14 protein-coding genes and 2 rRNA genes are annotated in these 15623 nt (G+C 67.4%); 5 read left to right on the forward strand and 11 right to left on the reverse strand.

From position 1 onward, the window contains the following. Together EDC29_RS03040 and rrf are read left to right on the forward strand one after the other, a co-directional pair. Positions 1–202 (forward strand): 23S ribosomal RNA (locus EDC29_RS03040); the annotation flags it as partial. A gap of 104 nt (positions 203–306) precedes the next feature. Beyond that, positions 307–422: ribosomal RNA gene (gene rrf, locus EDC29_RS03045) — 5S ribosomal RNA — on the forward strand. Between the two features lie 647 nt (positions 423–1069). On the opposite strand, the gene ilvD is transcribed toward rrf, so the two are convergent. The 5 genes from ilvD to EDC29_RS03075 all read right to left on the reverse strand — a co-directional run bounded on the left by ilvD (position 1070) and on the right by EDC29_RS03075 (position 6890). Further along, the gene (gene ilvD, locus EDC29_RS03055; protein ID WP_132228515.1) at positions 1070–2920 is read right to left on the reverse strand and encodes a dihydroxy-acid dehydratase; all 1851 of its coding nucleotides are present in this window, start codon (positions 2918–2920) and stop codon (positions 1070–1072) included. Between the two features lie 212 nt (positions 2921–3132). Then, positions 3133–3816, reverse strand: coding sequence for a TIGR04211 family SH3 domain-containing protein (locus tag EDC29_RS03060; RefSeq protein WP_123141179.1), 684 nt, complete (start codon positions 3814–3816; stop codon positions 3133–3135). A gap of 119 nt (positions 3817–3935) precedes the next feature. After that, a complete protein-coding gene (gene argF / locus EDC29_RS03065) occupies positions 3936–4865 on the reverse strand; it encodes an ornithine carbamoyltransferase (RefSeq protein ID WP_123141178.1) in 930 nt (309 codons plus the stop codon). 27 nt (positions 4866–4892) lie between these two features. Then, positions 4893–6071 (reverse strand): aspartate aminotransferase family protein, encoded by a 1179-nt coding sequence (locus EDC29_RS03070; RefSeq protein ID WP_123141177.1) that lies wholly within the window; start codon positions 6069–6071, stop codon positions 4893–4895. 237 nt (positions 6072–6308) lie between these two features. Beyond that, positions 6309–6890 carry a superoxide dismutase gene (locus tag EDC29_RS03075; RefSeq protein WP_123141176.1) on the reverse strand — a complete coding sequence of 194 codons (582 nt, stop codon included), beginning with the start codon at positions 6888–6890 and terminating at the stop codon, positions 6309–6311. Positions 6891–7167: 277 nt separating this feature from the next. On the opposite strand from EDC29_RS03075, the gene EDC29_RS03080 reads away from it, so the two are divergent. Beyond that, complete coding sequence (locus EDC29_RS03080) at positions 7168–8958, forward strand: N-acetylglutaminylglutamine amidotransferase (RefSeq protein WP_132228517.1); 1791 nt, start codon at positions 7168–7170, stop codon at positions 8956–8958. 66 nt (positions 8959–9024) lie between these two features. Further along, entirely contained in the window at positions 9025–9360 is a 336-nt protein-coding gene (gene grxD / locus EDC29_RS03085) for a Grx4 family monothiol glutaredoxin (protein WP_005224048.1), read from the forward strand. A gap of 14 nt (positions 9361–9374) precedes the next feature. Here grxD and rnt read toward each other — a convergent pair whose 3' ends face one another. Further along, entirely contained in the window at positions 9375–10040 is a 666-nt protein-coding gene (gene rnt, locus EDC29_RS03090) for a ribonuclease T (protein WP_123141174.1), read from the reverse strand. A 121-nt stretch (positions 10041–10161) separates the two neighbouring features. Between rnt and EDC29_RS03095 the strand changes: the two genes are divergently transcribed. Beyond that, positions 10162–10920 (forward strand): MlaA family lipoprotein, encoded by a 759-nt coding sequence (locus EDC29_RS03095; RefSeq protein ID WP_123141184.1) that lies wholly within the window; start codon positions 10162–10164, stop codon positions 10918–10920. 57 nt (positions 10921–10977) lie between these two features. On the opposite strand, the gene pyrC is transcribed toward EDC29_RS03095, so the two are convergent. The 5 genes from pyrC to EDC29_RS03120 all read right to left on the reverse strand — a co-directional run bounded on the left by pyrC (position 10978) and on the right by EDC29_RS03120 (position 15622). Further along, the gene (pyrC, locus tag EDC29_RS03100; RefSeq protein WP_123141173.1) at positions 10978–12018 is read right to left on the reverse strand and encodes a dihydroorotase; all 1041 of its coding nucleotides are present in this window, start codon (positions 12016–12018) and stop codon (positions 10978–10980) included. Between the two features lie 5 nt (positions 12019–12023). Continuing rightward, positions 12024–13628: a phosphoenolpyruvate carboxykinase gene (locus EDC29_RS03105; protein WP_123141172.1), complete on the reverse strand. Its 1605-nt coding sequence runs from the start codon at positions 13626–13628 to the stop codon at positions 12024–12026. 172 nt (positions 13629–13800) lie between these two features. Then, positions 13801–14055, reverse strand: a complete 255-nt coding sequence (locus tag EDC29_RS03110) for a hypothetical protein (RefSeq protein ID WP_123141171.1) — start codon at positions 14053–14055, stop codon at positions 13801–13803. 74 nt (positions 14056–14129) lie between these two features. After that, complete coding sequence (gene coaE / locus EDC29_RS03115) at positions 14130–14756, reverse strand: dephospho-CoA kinase (protein ID WP_123141170.1); 627 nt, start codon at positions 14754–14756, stop codon at positions 14130–14132. Next, positions 14753–15622, reverse strand: a complete 870-nt coding sequence (locus EDC29_RS03120; RefSeq protein ID WP_132228519.1) for a prepilin peptidase — start codon at positions 15620–15622, stop codon at positions 14753–14755. The genes coaE and EDC29_RS03120 overlap by 4 nt, the downstream gene beginning before the upstream one ends. Position 15623: the final 1 nt, after the last annotated feature.

A 15623-nucleotide genomic window follows, 5' to 3' on the forward strand; every position in this document is an offset into this window, starting at 1 on the left:
CCAGTGGCATTGCCGGGTAGCTATGTACGGACGGGATAACCGCTGAAAGCATCTAAGCGGGAAGCCCCTCCCAAGATGAGGTCTCCCTGGGCACTTGATGCCCCTGAAGGTCCGTCGAAGACCACGACGTTGATAGGCAGGATGTGGAAGCGCGGTAACGTGTGAAGCTAACCTGTACTAATTGACCGTGCGGCTTGACCATATAACACCCAAGTGCGTTGTACGGGCCTCGGCTCACGCAACTGCCGACAACGATCTGAACCGAATTGGTCCTGTCCGAGATATCGGGCAAGACAAAGCAGTTTTCCTGGCGGCCATAGAGTCCTGGAACCACCTGATCCCATCCCGAACTCAGAAGTGAAACAGGACCTCGCCGATGATAGTGTGGGGCCTCCCCATGCGAAAGTAGGTCACTGCCAGGACCTTATCCCAAAACCCCCGAGCACCCTGTGCTCGGGGGTTTTACTTTGTGCGCCGAAAAAAGCCGCCAGCCGCCAGCCGCCAGCCGGAAAGATTGAACCGCAAAGGCCCAAAGAACGCCAAGGGGCGTCGGGGATGTGCGGCTGACGCCGCGGCGCGTGCGAGTGCATGATCTGCGCTCGGTTCCTGTCCCGGCAGCTGAAAGCCGCCAGCGGTCAGTAGGATTGAACCGCAAAGGCTCAAAGGACGCGAAGGAGTATCGCGAATGTGCGGCTGACGCCGCGGCGCGCGCGAGTGCATCGCCGGCGTTCGGTTCTTGTCCCGGCGCGCCGTTCCTCAGCAGACGTTGACGCGAGTGTTGGGTTGCCACAAAACGGTAGCCCTACCGACGGCGCTGCACGAGGTAAACCGACTTCGTTAAGGGTATCAATACCGTCTGACTGACGGCTGATCGCTGGCGACTGAAGTCTGTTAGACCGTCATCTACACTCACAATCCTTTGTGTGCTTGGCGCCTTTGCGGTTCACCATCTGGCTGGAGGCTGGAGGCTGGAGGCTGGAGGCTGGAGGCTGGAGGCTGGAGGCTGGAGGCTGGAGGCTGGAGCCCCCGCCGCGCCGAATGACGACGGCGGGGTGAGCGTGGGCGGGGATCAGCGCTTGAGCTGGCTGAGATCACGCACGGCGCCGTAGGCGGCGCTGGTGGTCAGGGCGGCATAGGCCTGCAGGGCCTTGGAGACCTTGCGCTCGCGCTCGCCCGGCTGCCAGGCGGCCTCGCCTCGGGCTTCCATCGCTTGACGACGTGTGGCCAGGGTTTGCTCGTCGACGGCGAGGTGGATCCTGCGGCCGGGGATGTCGATCTCGATCTGGTCGCCTTCCTCGACCAGCCCGATCAGACCGCCCTCTGCGGCCTCCGGCGAGACGTGACCGATCGATAATCCTGAGGTGCCGCCGGAGAAGCGTCCGTCGGTGATCAGCGCGCACTGCTTGCCGAGCCCCTTGGACTTGAGATAGCTGGTGGGATAGAGCATCTCCTGCATCCCCGGTCCGCCCTTGGGACCCTCGTAGCGGATCAGCACCACATCGCCGGCCTGGATCCGGTCGCCGAGGATGGCCGCGACCGCGGCGTCCTGACTCTCGAAGATCCGCGCCGGGCCGGTGAAGCGGAGGATCGAGGCGTCGACCCCCGCGGTCTTGACGATACAGCCGGCCTCGGCAAGGTTGCCGAAGAGCACTGCCAGTCCGCCGTCCTGGCTGTAGGCGTGCTCATGCTCACGGATGCAGCCGTTGGTGCGGTCGAGATCGAGCTCGGGCCACTGCTGGTCCTGACTGAAGGCCTGCTGACTCGGCACGCCGCCGGGCGCGGCGCGATACAGGCGCTCGGCCTCGGGGGCGGCATTGCGCTTGAGGTCCCAACGCTCCAGCGCCTCGCCCAGGCTGGGGCTGTGCACGGTGGCGACCTCGCGGTGGAGTAGTCCGGCACGGTCGAGTTCGCCGAGGATCCCCATGATGCCGCCGGCGCGATGCACGTCCTCCATGTGATAGCGCTGGGTCGCCGGCGCGACCTTGCACAGGTTCGGCACCTTGCGGCTGAGCCGGTCGATGTCGGCCATGGTGAAGTCGACCTCGCCCTCGTGCGCGGTCGCCAGCAGGTGCAGCACGGTGTTGGTCGAACCGCCCATGGCGATGTCGAGACTCATCGCGTTCTCGAAGGCGCGGCGGTCGGCGATCGCGCGCGGCAGTACGCTGGCGTCGTCCTGCTCATAGTGGCGCCGGGCCAGCTCGACGATCAACCGCCCGGCCTCCAGGAACAAGCCCTTGCGTGCGGCGTGGGTGGCGAGCAGCGAACCGTTGCCCGGCAGGCTCAGGCCCAGCGCCTCGGTGAGACAGTTCATCGAGTTGGCGGTGAACATCCCCGAGCAGGAGCCGCAGGTGGGACAGGCCGAGCGCTCGATCTGGGCGACCGCCTCGTCGCTCTCCTCGGGATTGGCCGCGGCGACCATGGCATCGACCAGGTCGAGTCGCAGCTCGTCGCCGTCGCGCAGCACCTTGCCCGCCTCCATCGGCCCGCCCGAGACGAACACCGTGGGGATGTTGAGGCGCATCGCAGCCATCAGCATCCCGGGGGTGATCTTGTCGCAGTTGGAGATACAGACCATGGCGTCGGCGCAGTGGGCGTTGACCATGTACTCGACCGAGTCGGCGATGATGTCGCGTGAGGGCAGCGAGTAGAGCATGCCGTCATGCCCCATGGCGATGCCGTCGTCGATGGCGATGGTATTGAATTCCTTGGCCACGCCGCCGTTGGCCTCGATCTCGCGGGCGACCAGCTGACCGAGGTCCTTCAGGTGCACGTGTCCGGGGACGAACTGGGTGAAGGAGTTGACGACCGCGATGATCGGCTTCTCGAAGTCGCCATCCTTCATGCCGGTGGCACGCCACAGCGCGCGCGCGCCGGCCATGTTGCGGCCCTGGGTCGAGGTTCTGGAACGGTATTGGGGCATAGTGGGACAGACCTGAAGGGTTGAACTTGACACGCTTCGATTATACGCCCCTCATCAGCCACGGCTGAGGCGCGGGCGCATTGGCCGCGGCGAGCACGGTCGGGGTGGCGTGAGTGGCCAGCATGGCAGGGGACGTGTGCCCGGGCGCGCGTTGGCGTCCGGGCGGGAGGGGAGGTCGCGCGATCACCGCCAGGGCGCTCGCGCGTATCGCCTTACAGCGAGGCCCAGGAACTCCGCCGCCGTCGCCAGCGCAGGTGCGGCAGCAGCAACCCGAGGAAGACGCCGCCGGTGACCACGCCCGCGCCGATCAGGAACCAGCGCTGGTGGGTCTGGTTCTTGAGATCGCGGTTCTCCTGCTGCAGGTCGGCGCGCTCGCGGGTGAGTTCGCTGACCTGGATGCGCAGCCGATCGCGGTCTTCGGTGATCTCGAGGATGTTGGCCGAGGCGTGACGGACGGTCGCCAGCTCCTGCTCCAGGCGCTGTTTCTCCTGACGCAGTGCCGCATTGTCGTCGCTCACCTGCTCGTGCTCGGTCTGCAGCTTGCTCAGCTGGGCGGCGAGCGCATCGGGCTTCTGTTGCAGCTCGGCGAGCTTGGCCTCGAGCGTGGCCACGCGCTCACGCGCCGCCGGCTCGTCCTGCAGCTCGTGCTCCAGCACGTAGCCGGTGGTGCCGTCCTCGGTGCGCACGCGGGCATAGTTGGTGGCCCGGTTGACGCTCAGCACCTCGAGCGGGGTGCCGCTCGGCAGCATGCGGATGATGCGATAGCGGGTGCTCTCGCCGGTGCGCAGGGTGATCTCGAGCTCGTCGGTCACATAGCGGGTCTCGGCCTGGGCGATGGCGGCTTGACCGAGCAGCGTGGCCAGGAGCGTAAGGGATAGGAGCGCGATGCGTATCACGAGGCGTCCTCGACTCGGCTGGGGTTGATCTGCTGTACGCCGGGCGCCTGCCCGACATCTTCGATGGCTGGTGATCGCGCCCGACGGGGGCGGTGTTCGACCGACAGCACGGGTTGGCTTCAGGCCGCGGGCCCGAGCAGGAATTCGAGCAGTGCCTTCTGGGCGTGGAGCCGGTTCTCGGCCTCGTCCCAGACCACCGATTGCGGGCCATCGATCACCGAGGCCGAGACCTCCTCGCCACGGTGCGCCGGCAGGCAGTGCATGAAGAGCGCGTCCTTGGCCGCCCGCGCCATGATCGCGTCATCGACCTGGAAGGGGGCGAACAACGCCTGACGGTGCGCCTGCTCGTCCTCCTGGCCCATGCTCGCCCAGACATCGGTGGCGATCAGGTCGGCACCCTCGGCGGCCTTGGCCGGGTCGTGGACGATGGTGCAACGGTCGCTGGCGGCGGCGTAGATGGCACCGTCCGGGGCATAGCCCTCGGGGCAGGCGATGCGCAGCTCGAAGTCGAACAGCCGTGCGGCGTTGATGAAGGAGTGGCACATGTTGTTGCCGTCACCGATCCAGGCGACGCGCTTGCCACGGATGTCGCCGCGATGCTCGACGAAGGTCTGGATGTCGGCGAGCAGCTGGCAGGGGTGGAAGCGGTCGGTGAGGGCGTTGATCACCGGCACCGAGGAGTACTCGGCGAAGCGCTCCACCGTCTCCTGATCGAAGGTGCGGATCATCACCGCATCGACCATGCGCGAGAGTACCCGCGCACTGTCCTCGATCGGCTCGCCGCGCCCGAGTTGGGTGTCGCGTGGGGAGAGGAAGAGGGCATGCCCACCGAGCTGGAACATCCCGGTCTCGAACGAGACTCGGGTGCGCGTCGAGGACTTCTCGAAGATCATCCCCAGCGCCTTGCCGGCCAGGGTTCGATGCTCCTCTCCGGCCCGCTGCATGCGCTTGAGTTCGATGGCACGGGCGATCAGCGCCCGGGCCTCATCGCTGCTCAGGTCCAGCAGCGAGCGAAGGTGTCTGCAGTGCGGGGTATGACCGGCATCCATGGTTTCAGCTCTCCAGCGCCGTGGCGCTCAATCGGTTTCCAGGAAACGCTGGACGAGCCCCGTCAGCGTTTCGAGCAGTTGTTCGGCCTCGGACTGCTGCAGGATCAGCGGCGGCAGCAGACGGATGACGCGTTCGGCGGTGACATTGATCAGCAAACCGGCCTCGAGCGCCTGGCCGACCAGTGCGCCGCAGGGGCGATCGAGTTCGATGCCGATCATCAGTCCGCGACCGCGCACCTCGACCACCCCCGGGGTCCCGGCGAAGGCCTCGCGCAGGGCGCCCATCAGCCACTCACCGATCTCGCCGGCGTGGCTGCAGAGGTCCTCGTCGCGCAGCGTCTCGAGCACCGCGCGCGCTGCGCGCGCGGCCAGGGGATTGCCGCCGAAGGTCGAGCCGTGGCTGCCGGGGCCGAAGGTGTCGGCGGCCTCGCCGCGCGCCAGACAGGCACCGATCGGCACGCCGTTGGCCAGCCCCTTGGCGAGGGTGACGACATCGGGCTGGACACCGTCGTGCTGGTGCGCCAGCAGGTGTCCGGTCCGGCCCATGCCGGTCTGGATCTCGTCGTGGATCAGCAGCCAGCCCTCGCGATCGCAGATTGCGCGCAGCCGGGCGTTGTAGTCTGCGGCGGGGACATTGATGCCGCCCTCGCCCTGGATCGGCTCGACCAGGATGGCGACGATATTGGAGCGGTTGGCCGCCGCCGTCTCGATCGCCTCGATGTCGTTATAGGGGACACGCAGGAAGCCCTGGACCAGTGGCTCGAAGCCGGCCTGTACCTTGCGGTTGCCGGTCGCCGAGAGGGTCGCCAAGGTGCGACCGTGGAAGCTGCCCTCGGTGACCAGGATCGCCGGGTTGTCGATGCCCTTGCGATGGGCGTGCAGCCGGGCAAGCTTGATCGCCGCCTCGTTGGCCTCGGCACCGGAGTTGCCGAAGAACACCCGGTCCATCCCGGTCTGCTCGATGAGCAGATCGCCGAGGCGCTGCTGCTCGAGGACACCATAGAGGTTGGAGGTGTGGACCAGGGTTGCGGCTTGGTCGCAGAGCGCGTCGCGCACCGCCGGGTGGGCATGGCCGAGCCCGCAGACGGCGATCCCCGCGAGCGCGTCCAGGTATCGCCTGCCCTCGGTATCCCACAGCCAGACACCTTCGCCGCGGGCGAAGGTGACGGGCAGACGGTTGTAGGTGGCCATCAAGGAATCGCTCATTGCGGCAGGGCCCCGCTCGGTCTCCGGTGAAAAAACGAAAAGAGGCGGTTCCTCGGTGCGGAAACCGCCTCCAAACAAAGGCGAAGTGAGTGAATATAACGCGAATGCAGTGGTGGTTACAAGGAAACCACTCGGTGCGCGTGGGAGATGTGAAATCTTTGCAAGCCCATGAATCCTATCGGGAAAACGTGGGTGCTTGAGGTCGGTGCGCGCCCGGCGACGCCGGGCGCGGGGCGATCAGGCCGAATAGTTGGCCGCGACGAAGTCCCAGTTGACCTTTTCCCACAGGGCCGCCAGATACTTCGGACGGGCGTTGCGGTAGTCGATGTAGTAGGCGTGCTCCCAGACGTCGACGGTCAGCAGCGGCGTCTTGCCCTCGGTCATCGGGTTGGCGGCGTTGGAGGTGTTGACGATCTCCAGCGCACCCTCGGCGTTCTTCACCAGCCAGGTCCAGCCGGAGCCGAAGTTGCCCGCGGCCGACTGTTCGAACTGCTGCTTGAAGGCATCGAAGGAGCCGAAGGTCGACTCGATCGCGCTGGCCAGGGCGCCTGCCGGTTCGCCACCGCCGTTGGGCGAGAGACAGTGCCAGTAGAAGGTGTGGTTCCACACCTGGGCGGCATTGTTGAAGACGCCGCCCTGGGCGCTGTTGATGATCTCCTCGAGCGATGCCGACTCGAATTCGGTGCCGGCGATCAGGTCGTTGAGCTTGGTGACGTAGGTCTGGTGATGCTTGCCGTAGTGGTAGTCGATGGTCTCGGCCGAGATCACCGGCTCGAGCGCGTCCTTGGCATAGGGCAAGGGTGGGAGTTCGTGTGCCATTGGGGTTCCCCTCCTGTATGGGTGCGGCTTGTCGATAGATGCGTGGGCCGTCACGGGGCATGAACCCCGTGACCGAATCCTGCGTGTCTCGGTCGCGGCTGGCGGGCCCGACCTGGACTTGGCTTCGCCTTGCGGCCCAAACTGAGGTCGGGCGGGCGCTTTTGCAACGGTCGGCGTCGCTGTGTGACCATCGCTGTGGATGGCCCGGGGGCGCGCTGCGCCCGCATTCCGGGCGCCCCGACTGTGAACCGAAAAGAACACGATGGAGTGAGCACGGATGTGCGGAATCTGCGGTGAGTTGCGCCTCGACGGCGCCCCGGCCGACCTCGGCGCGATCGAGACGATGATGGCGCGCCTGACCCGGCGTGGTCCCGATCATGGGGGCAGCTACAGCGACGGTGCCCTGGCCCTCGGGCATCGCCGTCTCTCCATCATCGACCTTTCGGTGCGCGCCAATCAACCCATGGTCGATGCCGAGCTGGGCCTCGCGCTGGTGTTCAACGGCACCATCTACAACCATCGCGAACTGCGCGCCGAGCTTGTCGGGCGCGGCTACCGCTTCTTCTCCGAGGGCGACGGCGAGGTCATCCTCAAGGCCTGGCACGCCTGGGGCGAGGGCTGCTTCGAGCGCCTCCACGGCATGTTCGCCTTCGGTCTGTGGGATGCGCGCGAGCGGGCGCTGATCCTCGCGCGCGACCGCTTCGGCATCAAGCCGCTGTATTGGTCGGAACAGACCGGGCGGGTGCGTTTCGCCTCCAACTCCCAGGCGCTGTTGGCCGCCGGCGGGGTCGATACCGCGGTCGATGCGGTGGCGCTCCATCATCTCTTCACCCTGCACGCGGTGGTGCCGGCGCCGCGCACCATCCTGCGCGGGGTGCGCAAGATCGAGCCGGGCCACTGGCTGCGTCTCGAGGCCGATGGCCGACGCAGCGGCGGGGCCTACTGGCAGCTGGAGGCGACGCGTCCGGCGCAGCCGCGCGACGAGGGCGAGTGGCTGGAGGCGATCCATGCCGAACTGCGCCGCGCGGTGCGGGTGCGCAGCGAGGTCGCCGACGTGCCGGTCGGGGTGCTGCTCTCCGGCGGGCTCGACTCCAGCCTGCTGGTGGCGCTGCTCGCCGAGACCGGGGTGAGCGATCTGCGCACCTTCTCGGTCGGTTTCGAGGACACCCCGGAGGAGTCGGGCAGCGAGTTCTTCTACTCCGATCAGGTCGCCGCCCATTACGCCACCCGTCATCAGCGCTTTCAGGTGCCCAACGACCAGGTGCTCGAGCGCCTGCCCGAGGCGATCGACGCCATGGCCGAGCCGATGTTCGGCCAGGACGCAGTGGCCTTCTATCTGCTCGCCGAGCAGGTCTCGCGCGAGATCAAGGTGGTGCAGTCGGGGCAGGGCGCCGATGAGGTCTTCGGCGGCTACTTCTGGTATCCGCGGATGCAGGCCGAGGGCGCGGGCAGCCGGCTCGAACGCTTCGCCAAGCACTATTTCGACCGCGATCACGCGGAGTATCTGCGGCTGGTCGCGGCCGCCCACGGCGGCGCCGATCACACCGCCGAGCTGATCGGTCCGGCGCTCACCGCGCCTGGGGCCGACACCTTCATGGACGCGGTGCTGCGTCTCGATGTGACCACCCTGATCGTCGATGACCCGGTCAAGCGGGTCGACAACATGACCATGGCCTGGGGGCTGGAGGCGCGGGTACCCTTCCTCGATCATCGGCTCGTCGAGCTGGCCGCGCGCTGCCCGCCCGAACTGAAGCTGCGCGAGGGTGGCAAGTACCCGCTCAAGGCGCTGGCGCGCGGGCTGCTGCCGGCAGCGGTGATCGATCGCCCCAAGGGCTATTTCCCGATGCCGGCGCTCAAGTACGTGCGCGGCCCCTTCCTCGCCTTCATGCGTGAGTTGCTCGACTCACGCGCCTGTCGCGAGCGCGGGCTCTACAGGCGCGACTACATCGAGCAGCTGCTCGCCGCTCCCGACATGCACCACACCCGCATCCAGGGCAACAAGCTGTGGCATCTCGCGGCGCTCGAGCTGTGGCTGCAGCGCAATGTCGATGGCGCCGACGCCGGTTGAAATCGGCCCGGTCGGCCCGATCCTCGTGCCAGCGATGACAGGATCAAATCCGGTGCGAGGTGAGCGATGGACGTGTTGGAGCGTATTGGCGAGCAGGTCAAGAACAACCCGGTGGTGATCTACATGAAGGGCACGCCGCAGTTCCCGCAGTGCGGGTTCTCGATGCGTGCGGCGCAGGCACTCCAGGAATGCGGCGTGCCCTTCGCCTATGTCAACGTGTTGCAGGACCCGGAGATCTTCGAGCACCTGCCGCGCTATGCCGACTGGCCGACCTTCCCCCAGCTCTATATCGACGGCGAGTTGGTCGGTGGCTGCGACATCACCCTCGAGCTGCATGCCGGGGGTGAACTCAAGCCGATGATGGAGCAGGCGGCGGCGCGCGCCGAGGGCGGCGCCGACTAGCGTTGTCCGAGCCCTTACTCGGGGGCGGGCAGTCGCTCGCCGCTCTCCCAGAAGCGCAGTGGATCGAACTCGTTCCAGCGGTTGATGATGGTGCAGAACAGTCGCGCGGTCTGCTCGGCGTCGTAGAGCGCCGAGTGCGCGTCGCTGTTGCTCCAGCCGAGCCCGGCGGCGCGTGCGGCGTTGGCGAGTACGGTCTGGCCGAACATCAGCCCGCTCAGGCTGACGGTGTCGAAGACGCTGAAGGCATGGAAGGGGTTGCGCTTGAACTCGGTACGATCGACCGCCGCCTTGATGAAGCCGAGGTCGAAGTGGGCGTTGTGCCCGACCAGGATGGCGCGGGTGCAACCGGTGTTCTTCACCGCCTTGCGGACCGGGGAGAGGATGCGGTTGAGCGCCTCGTGCTCGGGCACGGCTTCGCGCAGCGGATGGTCCGGGTCGATGCCGTTGAAGGCGAGCGCCCTGGGGTCGAGTTCGGCGCCGACGAAGGGCAGCACATGGCAATGAACCGCGGGCGCGGGTTCGAGCCGGCCATCGGGCGCCATGCGGATGACCACCGCGGCGATCTCGAGCAGGGCGTGGCGCTGGGCGTCGAAGCCCGCGGTCTCGACGTCGACGACGACCGGCAGGAAGCCGCGAAAGCGCTGTGCGATGCCGTCTGGAATCTGTTCTTCACCGTTCATCGCGACAGCATAAGTGGTTTGGTCGGCAACGCCAATCCTGTTGCCCATGCCGGCCCCGTCAGGGGGCTGCGCTGTGGTAGGATCGCGACTCGTTGCGTTGAATCAGGTGAAGGACGTCGAGATGGACACACGCGGGTTCAAGTGGCTGGGAATCTTCGGAGCGGCACTGCTGCTGGCCGGTTGCGCCTCCGGCGCGGCGCGCGTGAGCGATCCACGCGACCCGCTCGAGCCTTACAACCGGGCCGTCTATCGCTTCAACAGCGATTTCGACAAGGCCTTCATCCAACCCGCCGCGCGCGCCTATCGCAAGGTCACGCCGGAGCCGGTCGATCGCGGCGTGACCAACTTCTTCGCCAACGTCGCCGACATGACCTCGGCGGTCAACAACGTGCTGCAGTTCAAGATGTCGCGCGCCGGCAGCGATGTCGGCCGGGTGTTCATCAACTCCACCGTGGGTATCCTCGGGGTGTTCGACGTCGCCACCAACGTCGGGCTGCCGAGCTACAAGGAGGACTTCGGTCAGACGCTCGGTTACTGGGGGCTCGAGTCCGGCGCCTACTTCATGTTGCCGATCGTCGGTCCGAGCAGTATCCGCGACACCTTCGGCTTCGCCGGTGACGTGGCGCTCGACCCCTTCTTCAACCTCGAGAAGAATCAGGTCTATTGGGGGGCGATCGCGTTGCGCGCGATCGATCAGCGTGCCGACCTGCTCGATGCCAGCGATATCCTCGAGGAGGCCGCGCTCGATCCCTACAGCTTCCTGCGCGAGACCTATCTGCAGCGTCGCGAGAGCCTGGTCCACGACGGCAATCCGCCGAGTGGTGCAGGCGGTGACGACGTCTGGGACGAGATCGACTTCGACAGTCCCGCCGAGATCTGATCCCGCCATCCGGCGTCCCCGTCCGGGGACGCCGGAGCCTCTTCCAGGACGGCCCGATCAGGCCGTCTCGAGCCGCCAGCCCAGGGTCTCCCCGGCGCGCAGCGGCACCACACAGTCCTCGCCGAACGGATAGTGCGCCGGCACCTGCCAGGGCGTGCGGGTCAGCCGCACCCGTTCCTGGTTGCGCGGCAGTCCGTAGAAGTCGGCGCCGTGATGACTGGCGAAGCCCTCCAGCCGATCCAGCGCGCCGGCCTCGTCGAACACCTCCGCATACAGCTCCAGCGCCGCGTGCGCGCTGTAGGCGCCGGCGCAGCCGCAGTCGCTGAGCTTGGCCGTGCGCGGGTGCGGGGCGCTGTCGGTGCCGAGGAAGAAGCGCGGATGACCGCTGGTGGCGGCCTCGACCAGCGCCTCGCGGTGACGCTCGTGCTTGAGCACCGGCAGGCAGTAGAAGTGCGGACGGATGCCGCCGGCGAGCAGGGCGTTGCGGTTGTAGCGCAGGTGGTGCGGGGTGATGGTGGCGCCCAGGGTCTCCGGGCCCTCGCGCACCAGGGCCACGCCGTCGGCGGTGGTGACGTGCTCGAAGACCACCTTCAGCTCGGGGAAGTCGCGCAGCAGCGGCACCAGCTTGTCATCGATGAAGCGCTGTTCGCGCTCGAAGATGTCGACCTCGGGGTCGGTGACCTCGCAGTGCACCAGCAGCGGCATGGCGTTGCGCTGCATCGCCTCGAGGACCGGGGCGATGCGGGCGATGTCGGTGACGCCGCTGTCGGAGTTGGTGGTGGCGCCGGCCGGGTAGAGCTTGCAGGCGGCCACCGCGCCGCTGGCGCGTGCCCTGTCGATCTCCTCGGGCCGGGTGAGGTCGGTGAGATAGAGCGTCATCAGCGGCTCGAAGCCGCTCCCCTGCGGCAGTGCCGCCAGGATGCGCTCACGATAGGCGAGCGCGAGCGCGGTGTCGGTCACCGGCGGCTTGAGGTTGGGCATGATGATGGCGCGCGCGAACTGGCGCGCGCTGTGTCCCACCACATCGGCCATCGCCGCGCCGTCGCGCAGGTGCAGATGCCAGTCGTCGGGGCGGGTGATCTCGATCGTCTCGGTCATCGCGATCAGCCCGCCTGCGGGCCGGCGGCGAGGATCGCGGCATCGACCTCGTCGGTGAACTTGGTGAAGTTGTCGCGGAACATCCCGGCGAGCTTGCGTGCCTGGGCATCGTAGGCGGCCGGATCGGACCAGGTGGCGCGCGGGTCGAGGATCTCGGTCGGCACCCCGGGGCAGCTCTCGGGGATGTTGAGCCCGAAGATCGGGTCGGGACGGGTGGCCACGCCCTCGAGCTTGCGATCGAGCACCGCGTGCACCATGGCGCGGGTGTGGGGGATGGCGACGCGCTTGCCGACGCCATACGGGCCGCCGCTCCAGCCGGTGTTGATCAGCCAGACCTGGGTGCCGTGCTCGGCTAGGCGCTTGCCGAGCAGCTCGGCGTAACGTTGCGGGTGGCGCGGCATGAAGGGCGCGCCATAGCAGGCGCTGAACACCGGCGAGGGCTCGGTGACGCCCTTCTCGGTGCCGGCCACGCGCGCGGTGTAGCCGGAGATGAAGTGATACATCGCCTGCTCCGGGGTCAGCCGCGAGATCGGCGGCAGCACGCCGAAGGCGTCGCAGGTGAGAAACAGGATGGCGTCGGGGTGTCCGCCCATGCCGGTTTCGCTGGCATTGGGGATGGCGCTGATGTGATAGGCGCCGCGGGTGTTCTCGGTCAGCGAGTCGTCGTCGAGGTCGAGCCGGCGCGTCTCCATGTCCATGGTGACGTTCTCGAGGACGGTGCCGAAGCGGCGCGTGGTGGCGTGGATCTCGGGCTCGGCATCGGCCGAGAGCCGGATCATCTTGGCGTAGCAGCCGCCCTCGAAGTTGAACACCCCCTCGTCGCTCCAGCCGTGCTCGTCGTCACCGATCAGGGTGCGCGAGGCGTCGGCCGAGAGGGTGGTCTTGCCGGTGCCGCTGAGACCGAAGAAGAGCGCGGTGCGACCGTCCTCGCCGATGTTGGCCGAGCAGTGCATCGGCAGCACGCCGCGCCCCGGCATCAGGTGGTTCATCACCGTGAACAGCGACTTCTTGATCTCGCCGGCATAGCTGGTGCCGCCGATCAGCACCAGGCGCTTCTCGAAGTTGACCAGGATGCAGGTCTCGCTGTTGGTCTTGTCGAGTCCGGGGATGGAGTGGAAGTGCGGCGCGGCGATGACGGTGAACTCGGGCGCGAAGTGCTCCAGCTCTTCGGGTTTGGGCTGGATGAAGAGGTTGCGCGCGAACAGGCTGTGCCAGGCCTTTTCGGTGATCACGCGCGCCGGCAGCCGGTAGTTGGGGTCGGCGCCGACGAAGCAGTCCTGGACGTAGACGTCCTTCATCTGCAGGTAGGAGGCGAGACGATGATGGACCAGGTCGAAGTGCTCGATGTCGATCGGGCGGTTGACATCGCCCCACCAGATGTCGTCGCGGCTGCCCGCCTCCTCGACGATGAACTTGTCGTTGGCCGAGCGTCCGGTGTGATGGCCGGTGCGGACCACCAGCGGACCCATGTGGGCGACCTGGCCCTCGTAGCGCGCGAGCGCCTGCTCGTAGAGCTCCGCGGTGGGGAGGTTCCAATGGACGGCGTTGAGGTTGTAGAGGCCGTGTTGTTCGAGCGGGTGGTCGCTGTTCGGACGTCCGGAAACGCGCATTGCTGGCTCCAATCTGGGTTTTCTGGGCAAGGGAGGCTGGACAAGTGCTCGGATCTTGCCGCAACGGGATCGATAGGCGTGGAGCCTACACCAAATCGACCCCGCTGCGGACGCTCGAGCGGTGCGATACCCGCTTCCTTTGCGACGGATCAGGATCGCACCGGGGGCGTGGTCACGAACTGGCCGGTCGCGCGCCCGAGCCGCTGCTCGTCCCCTGATTTTTGCCGCTGCCGCTGGTGCGGCAGTGACCGGAGACCTTGACCCCGTCCTTGCGGGTATAGGGATCGACCCAGTGACATTCGCCCTTGCGCTCGCAGGCGCCCTTGTCGAGACCCTTGCAGGCCGAGGCGGCATGGCTCGTCGGGGCGGCCCCGAGCACGAGTGTGGCGGTGGCGATGGACAGCACGAGACGCGGGTTGATGCGCATGCTTCCCTCCGGTGCGTGTCGGTTTGAGTGAGACTCCCTGCCTTGCACGTGGCGTGAGCAAAGCTAGGTCGCGCTCAACCGCTTTGCAAGTCGCTCTTCCCGGCGGTCAGCGTCAGATAGCGCTGATGCAGATGCCGTACCTGCTCGGCGAGATCCTGCGGGTCGCCGCTGTTGTCGATCAGGTCGTCGGCGAGCGCGCGGCGCCGGGCGCGCGGGATCTGCGCGGCGATGATGCGGGCGATCTCGTCGTCGGCAAGGCCGCTGCGCGCCCGCACGCGCTCGATCTGTGCCGACTCGGCGAGGTCGACCACCAGCACCCGATCGGCGAGACGCTGCTGTCCGGTCTCGAACAGCAACGGGATCACCAGCACCGCGTAGGGGGTGCGCAGCGCGGCGCGCTCGGCACACATCCGCGCCTCGATGCGCGGGTGCAGGATGGACTCGAGCCGCTGGCGGGCCTCGGCGTCGGAGAACACCAGCGCGCGCATCGCGGCGCGATCCAGGCTGCCGTCGGCGGCGATCATCTCGCGACCGAAGGTCGCGGCGATCGCCGCCAGGGTCTCGGGGTCGTCACGGGTGAGGGCGTGGGAGATGTGGTCGGCATCGATCACGCCGGCGCCGAGTCGCTCGAGCTGCGCGGCGACGGTGCTCTTGCCGCTACCGATGCCGCCGGTGAGGGCGATGGTCAGCATGGCGCTCATCCCAGTCCGCTGAGGCGCAGGTAGGCGCCGGTGATCTGCTCGCCCCACAGCAGTGCGACCCAGCCGGCGACGGCGAGGAAGGGACCGAAGGGCATGGCGCTGTCGCGCCCCTGGCGTCGCAGTGCGATCAGTGCACCGCCGATCAGCGCTCCGGAGACCGCCGAGAGCAGTATCACCAGGGGCAACGCCTGCCAGCCGAGCCAGGCCCCGAACAGGGCCAGCAGCTTGAAGTCGCCATAGCCCATGCCCTCCTTGCCGGTGAGTAGCCGAAAGGCGTGATAGAGGCTCCACAGCAGCAGGTAGCCGGCCGCCGCGCCGATGATCGCCGCCTGGGCATCGGTGAACACCCCGAACAGGCTGAGGATCAGCCCGAGCCACAGCAGCGGCAGGGTGATGCGGTCGGGCAGCAACTGGGTGTCGAGGTCGATCACCGCCAGTGCGACCAGGCCCCAGGTCAGCACCAGCGCGGCGAGTAGCTGCACGCTGGCGCCGAAGTGCAGCGCCGCGACGAGACCGAGCAACGCGGTGAGCAGCTCGACGGCCGGATAGCGCCAACCGATCGGCGTCTTGCAGGCGCTGCAGCGTCCGCGCAGCAGCAGGAAGCTCAGCAGCGGGATGTTCTCGTGGGCGCGGATGCGGTGACCGCAGTGCGGACAGCTCGATGGAGGGCGTGCCAGTCCGGGCGGCGGTGTCGCGTCGTCGGACTCGCCGGCGAGTTCGGCGCACTGCGCGCGCCACTCGTGTTCGAGCATCCGTGGCAGACGCAGGATGACGACGTTGAGGAAGCTGCCGAGGATCAGTCCGAGCAGCGTGACGGTGACATAGAGCAGCATGGGGGACTGCTGGAATGGCTCTAGCCAGGGCATG

It is taken from the genome of Marichromatium gracile, assembly GCF_004343155.1.
In the GTDB taxonomy this organism is placed as follows: Bacteria; Pseudomonadota; Gammaproteobacteria; order Chromatiales; family Chromatiaceae; genus Marichromatium; species Marichromatium gracile.